This window comes from Bacillus sp. YBsi01 (assembly GCF_038406745.1).
Taxonomy (GTDB): domain Bacteria; phylum Bacillota; class Bacilli; order Bacillales; family Bacillaceae; genus Bacillus; species Bacillus siamensis.
The window spans coordinates 2,589,192-2,603,901 of the sequence record NZ_CP151679.1 but is presented as its reverse complement, the minus strand read 5'-3'; the positions used below and the strand labels follow the sequence as shown (position 1 = coordinate 2,603,901).

The following is a 14,710-nucleotide window of genomic DNA, read 5'->3' as shown; positions in this document are numbered from 1 at the left end:
GTTTTTGGCGTGAAAAATCGAATAAAGATTCTGTCCAAAAGGAAGTCATATTAGCTTGTCCCTGCCCATAAGATGAAGTAGAGTCGAATCCCAAGCAGGAGGCAGCTGATATATGAAACCCATTGTATTTCTACTATCTGGGCTATGTGTACTTATTCTTCTTGTTCCCACCATTCTCGTTCTTCCGTTTCAGGCAGAAAAAGGAGCGGCCGCGAACAAAGAGCCCGGGCACAAAACAGCACACACCATACGAGAGACAAAAGGAGCAGAAACATTGAAAGAATCACCTGTATCCATTCCGGTTTATCGGACATCCAAACAATCTGTAGAGAACATTCCGCTTGAAGAGTACGTGACCGGAGTTGTAGCTTCCGAAATGCCCGTTGACTTTAAACCGGAGGCCTTAAAAGCCCAGGCGCTCGCTGCCCGGACATTTATTGTCAGACTGATGGTCGCTGACTCAGCCGTTCAGGCGCCTAAAGGATCGCTGGTGGATGACACACAGATGTTCCAAGTCTATCAAAGCAAGAGCCAGCTGAAAAAAGAATGGGGTTCTGAGTACGCACAAAACCTTAAGAAAATCACAAACGCGGTGGCCGGCACCCAAGGAAAGATTTTAACGTATGACAACAAACCGATTGAGGCATCTTTTTTCTCTACAAGCAACGGCTATACGGAAAATGCGGAAGCCTATTGGACAAGCGCCATTCCTTATTTAAAGAGTGTAAAAAGCCCCTGGGATAAGAAATCGCCTAAATATCTCGCCACCCAGACCTTCAGTGTGTCTGAGTTTCAGCAGAAGCTCGGCGTGCAGCTTTCAGGTCAAAGCACGGTGGGGCAGATTACGGCCAGAACACCGGGGCATCAAGTGGCGACGGCCGTCATAAACGGCAAGAAGCTGAAGGGCAGAGACATCCGGGAAAAACTCGGACTCCGGTCTGCCGACTTTGAATGGAAACGAAACGGGAACAGCATCACCATTACGACAAAGGGGTTCGGCCATGGCGTGGGTATGAGCCAGTACGGAGCCAATTACATGGCGGAGCAGGGAAAATCCGTGGCGGACATCGTCAAGCATTACTATCAGGGAGTGAACATTTCCGAGGCCGCTTCATTTTTAAACAAATATATGGCGAAAAAGTAGACGCTGACATCAGCGTCTTTTTTCGGAAAACTCTTCCATAAACGGTAAAACAACCAACGGACTCATATAACGAAAGGCTAAAGGCTGACAATTGCGGATAGATGGCTGCGCACCGGGTGAAAATCACTGATAAAAATGCCGCTTCTATGTGAATGTACGCAAAAATAATGAGGAAGCCCGTCCTATTTATTTCCCTTTTCATCTCATTTACGATAAATATTGTTCGGCGTTGAACGTAAATCTATTGAAAAGGGGAAAAAGCAATGAAAAAAACATTTTCACTCATACTTATGCTCGGATTGATGCTGACTGCTGCATCTCCTGCTTTTGCTGCTGAGAAAGCAGACGAGAACACTCTTTTATTCAGAAACAATACCGCCATTTTACTTGATGCGAGCGGCAGTATGGCGAAACGGATAGACGGCGTATCTAAATACAATATGGCAAAAGATGAAATCATCCGTTTTGCGGATCGAATTAAGTCTACATCACAAGTCAGAATGACGGTTTTCGGTTCGGAAGGCAATAATAAAAATTCTGGAAAAGTTCAATCATGTGAAGCCATTCGCGGTGTGTACGGGTTCCAAAAGTTTGACAGACAAAGCTTCCTCAACTCTTTGAACGGAATCGGGCCTACAGGCTGGACACCGATTGCAAAAGCATTAGAAGATGCGAAGGCTTCTTTTAACGGTGTTCATAAATTCGGCTTTAAATCCGTTTACCTGTTGACAGACGGTGAGGAGACATGCGGCGGAGATCCTATTAAGACGGCGAAAGAACTACGCAAACATCATATTAAAGTCAACGTGATCGGTTTTGACTTTAAGGAAGGCTTCAACGGCCAGCTGCACGCGATTGCCGGAGCGGGCGGAGGAAAATATTACGAAGCTCACAGCCAAAAGGATATGAACCGTATCTTTACAATGGAAGCGAGATCATTAGCGGAATAAGAAAAAGGTGCCGTTTATCGGCCCTTTTTTTATGTTTGATTTAACAAAATTTTCATGAAGAGATGAAGAGAAAACTGTAAAAAGAATCAGATCCCGGACTTATATTACAAAAAGGACGAAAAAGGCATTAAAACTGTCATCATTTAGCCAATCTTTTTAGGATGATGCGCATAATTCTGTTCATTTTTGGTCATATATCGCCGTTCTTACAAAAGGCATCACGCCCTATATCTTTTTCCAAATAGCTAAACTAGCATAGAGAAGAGCCGGGGCCCATCGGCAAAAAAACAAATGGAGAGGAATGAAGAAAATGAAAAAAATGTTTACTGCGGGGATTGTCGGACTTTTGACGCTCTCACTCGGATCACCTGTTTTTGCGGCTGAGAAAAAGCAAGAGGAAACCAACGTCGCTGTGCTGTTTGATGCAAGCGGAAGCATGATACAAAAAACGGGGGGAGAACGTAAAATAGATGTTGCGAAAGATGCTGTCACCTCTTTTGCGAAGGTTCTTCCTGAAGACACGAATCTGATGCTTCGGGTATTCGGCCATAAGGGCAATAATAAAAACTCCGGCAAAGCCGTATCATGTAATGCGACAGAAACGTTATACGGACTCCAGCCGTACGCCGTGACTCCGTTTGAGCAATCACTCAGCAAAATTAAACCGACCGGTTGGACACCGATAGCAAAAGCGCTTTCTGATACGCGCGAAGAATTTGAGCGGGCCGGCGCTAAAGGGAAAAACGTCGTATACCTGATTACAGACGGTGAAGAAACATGCGGCGGTAATCCTCAGGCTGAAATTCAAAAGCTCCGTAAAGCGAACGTCAACACAATCGTCAATATCATCGGCTTCAATTTCGGCATGAAAGGAAGCGAAAGCCTTGAAAAAGCGGCGGAAGCAGGAGGCGGGACGTATGTCTCAGCTGACAGCGCGGACGAGTTCAAACAGGCTTGGGAAGACGCTGCAAAGGATTTAGCAAAAGAATAGGCTGAAAAAGGGACGCCCGCGCGGCGTCTTTTTTGTTTAGAAAACGGAACCGCGGGAATGATACGACTAAAAGGAGATGAACGCTGTTGTTAAAAGGAGCAGGCATTATATTAGTGCTGGCGGCAGTCGTTTTTGTACTGATGGGAATTTTTCTGAAGCTTGCCGCCTTCATATTTGTCAGTATATTGGCCATTATCGCCGCAGTTATTTTATTCACCATTTTGAGCAGACATCATCGCAACGAAACATAGAGTCCGAAGAGGGCTCTTTTTTTAAACCGCAGATTCGACAAAATACAGGGATTATGGAAGAATAAAAGAGAAGGATACTGCGGAGGGGAAAACAGTGGATGAAAAAACAACGGCGGTAAGAGAAATATACCGTTATGAAAAAGGGGTATTAACAAAAACGGCAGATCGGATGGTATCAGAGTATCCATTGACTGTCATGGTGAACGGGCAGGAATTTGTTACGCTCGTCTGCACGCCCGACCACTTAGAGGAACTCGTTATCGGATTTCTCGCGTCAGAAGGCGTCATTCGTTTTGAAAAAGAGATCAAAAGTTTTACGATAGATGAAAGTCTCGGATTTGCATATGTGGAGCTGACGAATCCCGAAATGCTTGAGCAAAAAGACTATACGAAGAGAGTGATCGGTTCATGCTGCGGGAAAGGCCGCCATTTTTACTTTCAGCAGGATGTAAAAACGGCCAAAACCGCCGTCAGCCGCATCACCATAACTCCTGAAACGTGTCTTCGCCTCATGAAGGAGATGCAAAGCGAAAGCGGCACATTCCAGGAAACGGGCGGCGTCCATAATGCGGCGCTGTGCGATACGGAAAAGATGCTCTTCATGAGGACGGATATCGGGCGCCACAATGCGCTGGATAAGCTGTACGGCAACTGCCTGAAAAACGGAGTGCCGGTCCGTGACAAGCTGATTGTCTTCAGCGGACGGATTTCCTCAGAGGTTTTATTGAAAGCCGCAAAAATCGGCGTGTCGATTGTCATTTCAAAATCGGCGCCGACGGAGCTTGCGCTGCAAATGGCGGAAGAGCTGAACATGACGGCGATAGGCTTTGTCAGAAACGGATCGTTTAACGTATACACACATCCTGAACGGGTTGAACAATAGAAAGGGGTCTTGGGCTTATGAATACAGAAACGCGCCGCGTGTCAGACAAAAGGGAGAGGCCGCTCAGGGATCTCCGTATCTCTGTAACCGACCGCTGCAATTTCAGATGCACGTACTGTATGCCAGCCGAACTGTTCGGACCGGATTATCCATTTCTGCAAAAGACGGAACTGCTCTCATTTGAGGAGCTTGAACGGCTTGCCAAACTGTTTGTCGGCCGCTTCGGCGTTGAAAAAATCAGGCTGACGGGCGGGGAGCCGCTGATGAGAAAAGATATGCCTGAATTGATCAAAAAGCTTGCGCGCATCCCGGGGCTTAACGATATTGCGATGACGACGAACGGCTCTCTGCTTCCCGTGTATGCGGAAAAGCTGAAGCAGGCGGGGCTGCATCGCGTGACCGTCAGCCTTGATTCTTTAGAGGATGAGCGGTTTAAGGCCATTAACGGCCGCGGCGTCTCGGTGAACAAGGTGCTCGAGGGCATTGAAGCGGCAAAAGCGGCCGGACTCGGTGTGAAAATCAATATGGTTGTTCAAAAGGGCGTCAATGAAAAAGACATCCTGCCGATGGCCCGCTATTTTAAAGAAAAGGGTCATATTCTTCGGTTTATTGAATTTATGGATGTCGGCAATACAAATCAATGGAATAAAAAAGACGTCATCACGAAGGCTGAGATCATTGATCTGATCAATCAGCACATGCCGACGGAGCCGATAGAAGCGAATTATAGAGGAGAGGTCGCTTCCAGATTCCGCTATCTCGACGGTTCCGGCGAAATCGGCGTGATTTCCTCCGTCTCGGATGCATTTTGCGCCTCCTGCAACAGAGCGCGTCTGTCGGCAAGGGGCGAGCTTTTTACGTGCCTGTTCGCTTCTAGCGGCTTCGATGTGCGGAAGCTTGTGCGCGGCGGCCTGACTGATGACGAATTGACGGAATCCATCGCCTCTGTCTGGAGAAATCGCACGGATCAGTATTCAATTGACCGCGCGCTTTCTAAAACAGATGGGAAAAAGAAAGTGGAAATGTCGTATATAGGCGGATGAATAAAGGCTTGCCCGAACAAGGGCAGGCTTTTTTATTCAAATGAAGCTCCGGCCTGTTCAAAAAAAACCGATGCCGGCCGAAATATATGATAGGAATTTTGATGCAGGACGATCAAGTTATTCAATTCCAAAGCCATACAATATGTTAAAATATAACCAATAGAAATTAGAAAAGGTTGTGAAAGGGGCATGACCGCATACGAGATTCCGTCATCTCAAGTTGGAGTCAAGATCAACAAATGGTACAAGCACATTTTAGCATTTCAAGCGGCTGATGCCATAAAGCTGAAAGAGGAAATTGATGAGGATATACAACGTATGGAGGAAGACCAGCTGCTGCTGTTATATTACCAGCTGATCAGCTACCGCCATCATATTATGCTTGATTACGTCAAGCCGGATTTCACCGAACAATCTCAAATTCAGTACAGCGAGCTGCAGAAGACGATCGAAAGCACGGACAGCATATCGGGACTGTCCGAGTATTATTTCCATTTGTTCAGAGGAATGTATGAATTCGATCAGAATAACTATGTTGCGGCTATTTCTTTTTACCGGAAAGCGGAAAAACTCCTTTCATTTGTCGAGGATGATATAGAGAGGGCGGAATTCCATTTCAAGATGTCTGAAGTGTTTTACGTCATGAAGCAGACTCATTTCTCCATGAATCACGGGATTCAGGCGCTGGATACATATATGAAACACGATTTTTACAGAGTGCGGAGAATACAGTGCCATTTCGTCATCTCAGGAAACTATATCGACTGCAAAAACTACGACAAAGCGCTTGAGCATTTAGACGAAGCGCTCCGCCTTTCTTTGCTTGAAGGACAGCCCCGCCTGATCGGGTCTTCGCTTTACAATCTGGGGAATTGTTATTCTGAAAAGCGTGATCTGGCTGAAGCGGCCCGTTATTTTAGAAAAGCGGTGCCCGTTTTTGAAGAACATCAGCTTGAACAGCTTCCGAAGGCGCTGTTCAGCTTAACACACACCCTTTTCAGGCTGCGTGATGACGAAGCGGCCCTTACTTATTATGAAAAAGGGGTCACGATCGCGAAGGAACGCGGCGACCGATTCAGTTTAGAGAAATATAAGTTTTTACAAGCGCTTTACCTGGAATCCCTCAATATGGACTTAATCCATGAAGTGTTTGACTATATGAATGAAAAATCGCTGTATGTGTATATTGAAGATTTCGCCTTGGAGGCTGCCATATACACAAGCGCCCATGAGCAATATAAAGAAGCGGCGTATTTTTATGAAAAAGTGATTCACATGAGAGAAAACATTCAAAAAGAACAATGTTTATACGATATATAAATTTTCTAACCATCTGATCGGCAGATGGTTATTTTTTTATGCACATTATGAGGTTTGAGCGTTGAAGAAATCGGAAAAATCGCAAAAGAGGGAAAAACGGACGATTGAAAGGAGGGATTTGTTGTTCGGATTTAATGATATGATAAAGTTTTTCGTATCCTTTCTCATCATTTTACCGATGGTGTCTGTCATCCATGTGTCAGGCCACAGCTTTATGGCGATGCTGTTCGGAGGCAAAGCGTCATTGGATATCGGTATGGGGAAACGTTTTTTAAAAGTGGGGCCGATTCAGGTGCGGCGTATCTACTTTATAGATTCTTTTTGCCAATTCGGCGAATTGCGGATAGATAACCGTCTGACGAGCGCGCTCGTCTATTCCGGAGGCTGTCTGTTTAATCTCGCTTCTATTTTTATAATAAATCTGCTGATCATGAAAGATGTTCTCGAGCCAAATTTATTTTTTTACCAATTTGTCTATTTTTCAACGTATTATGTATTCTTTGCCCTTCTGCCGGTCAAACACGGGGATAATAAGCTGTCAGACGGATTGGCCGTTTACAAAGTGCTCCGCTACGGGGAGCGCTGTGAAATCAATAATTGAGAGTTTACATGTTTGCGATAATGCTGAAAGGGAAGAAAACAAGTACACAGAACAAAAAAGGAGCTGAAGAGATATGAGTCAAGATAACGGGTTAAAAGACAAAGTAAAAGGCGGCATGAACAAAATGAAAGGGGAAGCGAAGGACAAAGCAGGTGACATGGCAAACAAGTCCGACTTAAAAGCGGAAGGGAAGAAGGACAAAGCGAAAGGCAGCCTGCAAAAGGGTGTCGGCGAAACGAAAGATAAACTCAGTGACGATTAATTTGATATCGAAACAAAGCAAAAGCCCAAAATATTTTGGGCTTTTTGTTATGAGAAATGACAAAAATTCCAGTTCGTTTGGTTAATATTCACTAACTTTTTAAATATTCTATAAATTTTACGATAATTTCTTTATAATATTCACAAAGAATGTGATCTCTCTTCACATTTGATTAAACGTTTGTTTTAAAAAAATAAGAAATCTGGAATTTCTGCAAAAGGAATCAGGCCGTTCACCGTCGAATACTTTTTATCACTTAACATTTCATGAGGTGAAGGGGGTGGTAACCGCCTGCATCGTCTCGGTATGACCATGTGGATTGCGTTTGACTATCACTAAGGGGGAATACAGATGAAACTGACACCGGTTGAACAAGAAAAATTGCTTATTTTCACAGCGGGAGAGCTCGCAAAACAGCGGAAAGAGCGCGGCGTTCTGCTGAATTATCCTGAAGCTGCCGCATATTTGACCTGTTACCTGATGGAAGGCGCCAGAGACGGAAAAAGTGTTGCTGAGCTGATGGAATCCGGCCGCAGCGTATTGACGGAAAAAGACGTTATGGAAGGCGTTCCGGAAATGCTGGACAGCATTCAGGTGGAAGCGACGTTTCCGGACGGGGTCAAGCTTGTCACCGTTCATCAGCCCATCAAAGCGGAGGTGAAGTCATGAAGCCGGGAGCCATTCAAGTCGCAAAGGGGACCATCACCATTAACGAAGGCCGAAAGACGCTGGAGGTATCAGTCACCAATCATGGAACGCGGTCAGTGCAGGTAGGGTCGCATTTTCATTTTGCGGAAGCCAACGGCGCCCTGTCCTTCAATCGGGAGAAAGCAATCGGCATGCGTCTTGACATCCCGTCAGGCACCTCAGTCCGTTTTGAACCGGGAGAAGAGAAAACCGTCACACTCGTGGAAATCGGAGGACGAAAAACGGTCAGAGGCCTGAACGGCATGGCCGATACGTATATGGATGAGCGGGGAAAAGAAAAGACTCTGTCGAATCTTAAAAAAGCCGGATGGATGGAGGAAGCGATCCGATGAAAATGTCACGTGAGCAATACGCAGAACTGTTCGGACCGACAACGGGAGACAAAGTCAGACTCGGAGATACGGATTTATGGATTGAAGTCGAAAAAGACTTCACGAATTACGGAGAAGAAATGATATTCGGCGGAGGAAAAACAATCCGGGACGGCATGGGGCAAAACGGGCGTATCACCGGGAAAGACGGGGCGCTTGACCTGGTCATTACAAATGCCGTCGTTCTGGATTACACAGGGATCGTCAAGGCGGATATCGGGGTGAAGGACGGCCGGATTGTCGGTGTCGGGAAAAGCGGGAACCCGGATATTATGGATGGGGTGGACCCGCACATGGTCATCGGCGCCGGAACAGAAGTCATTTCCGGCGAAGGAAAAATCGTAACGGCCGGCGGCGTTGATACGCACATCCACTTCATCTGCCCGCAGCAGATGGAAGTCGCGCTTTCTTCAGGCGTGACCACGCTTCTGGGCGGCGGAACGGGCCCTGCGACGGGAAGTAAAGCGACGACCTGTACATCCGGCGCATGGTACATGGCGAGAATGCTGGAGGCGGCTGAGCAGTTTCCGATCAATGTCGGCTTTTTAGGGAAAGGGAATGCCTCTGATAAAGCGCCTCTCATTGAACAGACAGAAGCCGGCGCGATCGGCCTGAAGCTGCATGAAGATTGGGGATCAACGCCAAGCGCCATTAAAGCATGCATGGAAGTCGCGGATGAGGCGGATATTCAGGTGGCAATCCACACAGACACGATTAATGAAGCGGGCTTTTTAGAAAATACGCTTGATGCGATCGGCGACCGGGTTATCCATACATATCACATAGAGGGAGCCGGCGGAGGCCATGCACCGGATATTATGAAACTCGCTTCTTACGCCAATATTCTGCCGTCCTCTACGACGCCGACGATTCCGTATACGGTCAACACGATGGACGAGCATCTTGATATGATGATGGTCTGCCATCATTTAGATTCAAAAGTCCCTGAAGACGTGGCGTTCAGTCATTCACGCATCAGAGCGGCCACCATCGCGGCGGAGGATATTCTGCACGATATCGGCGCGATCAGCATGACATCATCTGACTCGCAGGCGATGGGCAGGGTGGGAGAAGTGATTATCCGGACATGGCAGGTTGCCGATAAAATGAAGAAGCAGCGGGGCGCTCTTTCAGGAGAAAGCGGCAATGATAATGTGCGCGCCAAACGCTATGTCGCCAAATACACGATCAATCCTGCCGTCACTCACGGCCTGAGTCATGAAGTCGGTTCCGTTGAAAAAGGAAAGCTCGCTGACCTCGTATTGTGGGATCCGGTTTTCTTCGGCGTCAAACCTGAACTTGTGCTCAAAGGGGGCATGATCGCCCGCGCCCAGATGGGAGACCCGAATGCTTCCATTCCGACGCCTGAGCCTGTGTTTATGCGCCAGATGTACGCATCCTACGGGAAAGCAAACCGCAATACGTCTATTACATTTATGTCCCAGGCCGGTATCGCAAACGGCGTACCGGAAAAGCTCGGGCTTGAAAAAATGATTTCCCCCGTACGGAATATCCGCAAGCTGAGTAAGCTCGACATGAAGCTGAATGACGCGATGCCGAATATACAAGTCGATCCGAAAACCTATCAGGTGTTCGCCGACGGTGAAGAACTGGCATGCCAGCCTGTCAGCTATGTTCCGCTCGGACAGCGTTATTTCTTATTTTAATCCCTCTCCGGCCGGTTTCCGCCGGCCTATTTACACCTCAATTGTCAACTTGATTTCATCCTGCCGCGTATTTTAGTGTATATTAATAATTGAAAAACAAATGAAATGTAACCATAGTGGTTACACCGGTGGTGAAAAACATGATTAACAGCCGTCTTGCTGTGGCCATTCACATTCTTTCGCTGATCTCAACGGATGAACGGGCATCGTCAGATATGATTGCGGACAGCGTAAACACCAATCCCGTCGTAGTGCGGAGAACGATCAGCCAGCTGAAAAAAGCAGGTCTTCTGACATCCCGGGCAGGTGTTGCGGGAGCCAGCCTGAAAAAAGATCCGTCGGAGATTACCCTCTTAGAGGTTTACAGGGCGGTACAAAATAAGGAAGAGCTTTTTGCGGTTCACGACAATCCGAATCCGGACTGTCCGGTCGGCAAAAATATTCAGCACGCGCTTGATGAGACGTTCGGAAGCGTACAGCGGGCAATGGAGAATGAACTGGCGAACAAATCTCTTTATGATGTAATGAATCATCTCTTTTGTTAAAAAGAGATGGGTTCATGCCGTCACAAGTGTAATGAAAATGGTTACAGATAATAAGGAGGAAAAGCGGGAAGAGCCTTTATGATAGAAGCGAAGGAACGCAGGCATGAAATGACAGCCATCGGAGACATGTATCAAACGTAAAAGATCAAGAGGCTGCGGTTTTGGCTCCATATTTGGAGTCCAACTAAAAGACCGTCGCCTCTTAGCACTCACAATCATATTGATTTTAAAATTTCTCAAGGAACGATCAGCAGCCCGTTAGCTGCCCCTGATTAAAGATGATCTGTTACCACACTGTTACGTTAGAACTCCCGCTGCTTTGGTATCCCTCTGTCGCTAAGACTTGGTAAGACCAATTACTGCCCAGATTCATTCCATGACTCTTCCATGCGTTAACATGATTGCTGAAAGTGATTGTAGCGTTGCTTCCAGTTGGTCTCTTTGTCTGACGGACACTCCAGTACTGCGTAAAAGTAGTGTTATCGCCATCAATGGAAGGTGCGTTATAACGTGTCGTTGTATAGATGTCATATGTACCTCCATCACTTTTTACAGTACCTTTATACGCTCCGGTAGGTCTGTAAGTACCCCATGAATCCACTACATAATATTCGATGAGAGGTGATCTCGTCCAGCCATATAAAGTCAAATATCCATTGCCATTCGGCGCCCAAACTCCGGCATTATAGTTTATGGTCCTGAATGGGGAACCTGTCGTCCAGCCTTTACCAACAACGAAATTTCCGGTATTGGACCAATTGACACTGTAATTCCCGCCAGACCCATTGACAGCGTTTACGATTCCGCCTCCATCAGTCCAATTTTGCCAGTAGTCTGTGCCGGCAGCAGACGCAGTTGACGAAAACAAGCTAATACCCATTAAAGCTGTCGTTAATCCAACTAAGAACTTTTTTTTAAATTTAAACATATGTGACCTCCTATAATATTTTTTCTGACTTTGACGTGAGGCAGCACCCGTATAGATTTAAAACCTTCTTAATGACTAACGCCAAAGCTTTTGATCGCCCCTTCAATATCATATCACGAATGCATAAGTGAAGATTATGAGTATTTGTAATTTAATTACAAAGGCCTAAAAAATACATTATGGGCGGTCCTGTTCCGCCATAGCCTTATTCTTTTTTCGCAGAATCACAATTCTTGTTTCTGAATCTGACGGAGTCATCTGTCATGTTTTACTTTGTATTCGATGTAAGAGGGGATTTAATCGCCAATACCTGCAGAGGAATGGCCAGCCTCTTCAAAAGGCAATAATGGAGCTGCAAGCCGTATAAGAAAAAATCCCGGGCTCACGCGCCGGGATTTTTAATATGTATTTGCATCAATGTTATCAAACATACCGTCAACAATGCCGAACGTCATGAGGACAATGAAGAGAATGATGCCGAGAACGGACAGGCCGATCGTTACAATGAGGTAGATCCCCTGCATTTTCACGAATTTTGCGTAATTCTCCAGCATATGTTCCTCTGTCAGTTCATTGAACTGTTCCGCCATCTGTCCCGCTTCTTTTGCCGAGCGCATCAGAAAAATGCCGGCAATAATCTGCAAAACGCCGGGAATGGCTCCGATTAAGAAGAAAAACGCACCCCCCAGCGCCGCAAATGCGCCCATAATAATGAATAAAATACCTGTCGCTTTTCCCCATTTCGAAATAGAAATAAGCGAACGGTTCACTGATTCAGGTTTCAAAACATGGCACTCCTTTACAAAAAAATACTCACTTTTCATTTATACACTATTCGGTCATTCTTTTGAATATAAAATGTGTTTTTTTCCTGCTGTGCATCCGTTTCTATATGATAAAATTCCCGGGAGACACCCGGGAATTACAAAATTGGCGACAGAAGCCTTGAAACCGATTCTTTAATGCGGATCCACAGCGAACGCTCCTGATATTCTTCATACGTATATTTTCTGGAGACGAGCAGATCTTCTTTAAATGAGGAAATGAGCTTTTTCGCGATGGTGACGTCATAAATAAAGGCGTTGACTTCAAAATTAAGCCTGAAGCTTCTGACGTCGATATTCGCGGTACCGACAGAAGCCGTCTCATCATCGACGACAATCGTTTTCGCATGAATAAAGCCGTTATCGTAAATGTAGACCGAGGCCCCGGCTTTCAAAAGATCGCCTATGTAAGATAAAGTCGCCCAGTAAACGAAAGCGTGATCCGGTTTGTTCGGGATCATGATTTTGACGTCGATGCCTGACAGACAGGCTATCCTGAGGGCGTCTAGAAGACTGGAGTCAGGAATAAAGTAAGGCGTCTGAATCAGGATCGACCGTTTCGCCGTTGAGATCATCTTAATATAGCCGTTTTTAATTTGTTCCCATTCTGAATCCGGTCCGCTTGTGACAATCTGCATCCCGACATCGCCCTTCGGCTCGCATTCCGGAAAATGATTCGGAACGTATGTGAGCGTATGGTGATGGGAGGCTTGGTTCCAATCGAGGATAAACCGTGTCTGAATGGCATGTACCGCCGTACCTTGAAGCCTGAGGTGCGTATCCCGCCAATAGCCGAATTTCGGATTCAGGCCGAGATATTCATCTCCGACGTTAAAGCCGCCGACATAGCCGGTTTCGCCGTCAATAATCACGAGCTTGCGGTGATTCCGATAATTGAGCCGCAAATTAATCGGCCGAAGCCTGGAAGGAAAGAATACTTCCACATGGCCGCCGGCGTCCCGAAGCGGTTTGAAGAATTTTTTTCTGAGTGATCGTGAACCGAGTTCATCATATAACACTCTGACCTTTACGCCTTCCCGTGCTTTTTTTACTAAGGCGTCACGCAATTTTTTTCCCAGCTCATCACCTTTATAAATATAGTATTGAAGGTGAATGTGATCTTTTGCGTTTGAAATGTCCTGCATTAAACGTTTGAACTTATCGCGCCCGTCCGTTAAAATCTCAACCGAATTATCCTCTGTAAAAACCGCGTGGTTGTTCATGACAAGCATATAGATGAGATCTTTATTATCCACGGTCGCCCTGTTGTTAAATTGGAATTGCCTCGACTTCAGATCTTTCAGCTGAGACTTCAGCAGCTTTTCAATCCCGATCTTTTTACGGTCTTCCCATTGAAACAGGTGCTTGCGTCTCAGGTTATGGCCGAATAACAGGTATAAAATAAACCCTAAAATGGGAATAAAAAAAAGAACCAAGAGCCAGGCCCATGAAGCGCTGGCGTCGCGTCTTTCTTTGAAAATCATGATGACGGCCAAAAGTATATTTAAAACGAAAAAAAATCCGAATAAAATAAATGAAATGCTCACTTTGCAACCCCGCTATATCATATTTATCAAGACTGTGCCCATTAGTATTCCGACAAGTGCAGCAATCTGATTCCCATTTCAAATTATAACATTGACAATTTAAAAGAATAAAGAGCCGGAATCAAAGATGGATGCAGTTTTCTTTCAAAGAAAGTTCCGGGTGCGGTAGAATAAGCATATATGAAAAAGAAGACAAAAATGACAGCAAAGGGGAGAGGGTATGAAGCTGGAACATGCGGAACAATTGCCGGGATTCATAAAAAAAGAAATTCAGAAAATACAAATCGCCATCGCACCGCTGATGAAAAAAAGCATCATTTACCGTTTTCTCGCTTTCCCGCTCGCCGCTTTTAGTCTGTTTCATCTGGCATCGCTTTTGATTCAGGCTCCTTCCGGGAGAGGAGCTCTCGTGTCGGCCGGCATTTTTGCACTCCTTGCGGCTCTGGGTCTTGCGTTTTTTAAAGAAGCCGGCTACCAGCGGAAACAGGTGCAAAAAACGATCCGCCTGTATATGCTGAACAGAATCAGAAAAAGCAATATTCTGTCCGAGGAACGGAAAAGCGCCTATACCCGATTGGTAGCGGAGGAGCCGTCTGCGATGAAAAGCTTTATTGAATTCTTAACAGAAGAAGATCGAAAAAAAGAGATGCTGTATTAAAAAAGAGCTGACGCGCG

The 14,710-nt window shown here is 45.9% G+C and carries 17 protein-coding genes; 14 read left to right on the top strand and 3 right to left on the bottom strand.

All coding sequences use genetic code 11. The features are described from left to right. Positions 1 to 112 precede the first annotated feature (112 nt). From spoIID to AADZ70_RS12980, 13 genes are all read left to right on the top strand, one after another. Positions 113 to 1,144, top strand: coding sequence for a stage II sporulation protein D (spoIID, locus tag AADZ70_RS13040; RefSeq protein WP_342007152.1), 1,032 nt, complete (start codon positions 113 to 115; stop codon positions 1,142 to 1,144). Positions 1,145 to 1,407: 263 nt separating this feature from the next. After that, a complete protein-coding gene (locus AADZ70_RS13035) occupies positions 1,408 to 2,094 on the top strand; it encodes a VWA domain-containing protein (RefSeq protein ID WP_045927230.1) in 687 nt (228 codons plus the stop codon). Between the two features lie 310 nt (positions 2,095 to 2,404). Further along, on the top strand, positions 2,405 to 3,085 hold the full coding sequence (locus AADZ70_RS13030; RefSeq protein ID WP_016937653.1) for a VWA domain-containing protein: 681 nt from the start codon (positions 2,405 to 2,407) through the stop codon (positions 3,083 to 3,085). Between the two features lie 86 nt (positions 3,086 to 3,171). Beyond that, positions 3,172 to 3,336, top strand: coding sequence for a hypothetical protein (locus tag AADZ70_RS13025; RefSeq protein ID WP_007407587.1), 165 nt, complete (start codon positions 3,172 to 3,174; stop codon positions 3,334 to 3,336). A 94-nt stretch (positions 3,337 to 3,430) separates the two neighbouring features. Then, positions 3,431 to 4,219: a formate dehydrogenase accessory sulfurtransferase FdhD gene (fdhD, locus tag AADZ70_RS13020; RefSeq protein ID WP_099744607.1), complete on the top strand. Its 789-nt coding sequence runs from the start codon at positions 3,431 to 3,433 to the stop codon at positions 4,217 to 4,219. A gap of 17 nt (positions 4,220 to 4,236) precedes the next feature. Further along, on the top strand, positions 4,237 to 5,262 hold the full coding sequence (moaA, locus tag AADZ70_RS13015; protein ID WP_326351173.1) for a GTP 3',8-cyclase MoaA: 1,026 nt from the start codon (positions 4,237 to 4,239) through the stop codon (positions 5,260 to 5,262). Positions 5,263 to 5,451: 189 nt separating this feature from the next. Next, positions 5,452 to 6,582, top strand: coding sequence for a tetratricopeptide repeat protein (locus AADZ70_RS13010; RefSeq protein ID WP_016937656.1), 1,131 nt, complete (start codon positions 5,452 to 5,454; stop codon positions 6,580 to 6,582). A gap of 121 nt (positions 6,583 to 6,703) precedes the next feature. Beyond that, positions 6,704 to 7,183 carry a hypothetical protein gene (locus AADZ70_RS13005; RefSeq protein WP_016937657.1) on the top strand — a complete coding sequence of 160 codons (480 nt, stop codon included), beginning with the start codon at positions 6,704 to 6,706 and terminating at the stop codon, positions 7,181 to 7,183. 73 nt (positions 7,184 to 7,256) lie between these two features. Continuing rightward, complete coding sequence (locus AADZ70_RS13000; protein WP_016937658.1) at positions 7,257 to 7,445, top strand: CsbD family protein; 189 nt, start codon at positions 7,257 to 7,259, stop codon at positions 7,443 to 7,445. A 351-nt stretch (positions 7,446 to 7,796) separates the two neighbouring features. Beyond that, positions 7,797 to 8,114: an urease subunit gamma gene (gene ureA / locus AADZ70_RS12995; protein WP_016937659.1), complete on the top strand. Its 318-nt coding sequence runs from the start codon at positions 7,797 to 7,799 to the stop codon at positions 8,112 to 8,114. Next, positions 8,111 to 8,485 carry an urease subunit beta gene (gene ureB, locus AADZ70_RS12990; RefSeq protein ID WP_016937660.1) on the top strand — a complete coding sequence of 125 codons (375 nt, stop codon included), beginning with the start codon at positions 8,111 to 8,113 and terminating at the stop codon, positions 8,483 to 8,485. Before ureA ends, ureB begins: the two co-directional genes overlap by 4 nt. After that, positions 8,482 to 10,191 carry an urease subunit alpha gene (gene ureC / locus AADZ70_RS12985; RefSeq protein WP_016937661.1) on the top strand — a complete coding sequence of 570 codons (1,710 nt, stop codon included), beginning with the start codon at positions 8,482 to 8,484 and terminating at the stop codon, positions 10,189 to 10,191. The genes ureB and ureC overlap by 4 nt, the downstream gene beginning before the upstream one ends. A 140-nt stretch (positions 10,192 to 10,331) precedes the next feature. Continuing rightward, positions 10,332 to 10,736 (top strand): Rrf2 family transcriptional regulator, encoded by a 405-nt coding sequence (locus AADZ70_RS12980; protein ID WP_016937662.1) that lies wholly within the window; start codon positions 10,332 to 10,334, stop codon positions 10,734 to 10,736. A 286-nt stretch (positions 10,737 to 11,022) separates the two neighbouring features. Here AADZ70_RS12980 and xynA read toward each other — a convergent pair whose 3' ends face one another. From xynA to cls, 3 genes are all read right to left on the bottom strand, one after another. Then, positions 11,023 to 11,664, bottom strand: a complete 642-nt coding sequence (gene xynA, locus AADZ70_RS12975; RefSeq protein ID WP_016937663.1) for an endo-1,4-beta-xylanase XynA — start codon at positions 11,662 to 11,664, stop codon at positions 11,023 to 11,025. Positions 11,665 to 12,062: 398 nt separating this feature from the next. Continuing rightward, positions 12,063 to 12,449, bottom strand: coding sequence for a DUF5362 family protein (locus AADZ70_RS12970; RefSeq protein WP_045926366.1), 387 nt, complete (start codon positions 12,447 to 12,449; stop codon positions 12,063 to 12,065). 137 nt (positions 12,450 to 12,586) lie between these two features. After that, complete coding sequence (gene cls / locus AADZ70_RS12965; protein ID WP_342007151.1) at positions 12,587 to 14,035, bottom strand: cardiolipin synthase; 1,449 nt, start codon at positions 14,033 to 14,035, stop codon at positions 12,587 to 12,589. Positions 14,036 to 14,255: 220 nt separating this feature from the next. On the opposite strand from cls, the gene AADZ70_RS12960 reads away from it, so the two are divergent. Further along, positions 14,256 to 14,693, top strand: a complete 438-nt coding sequence (locus AADZ70_RS12960; RefSeq protein WP_016937666.1) for a DUF5392 family protein — start codon at positions 14,256 to 14,258, stop codon at positions 14,691 to 14,693. Positions 14,694 to 14,710 lie beyond the last annotated feature (17 nt).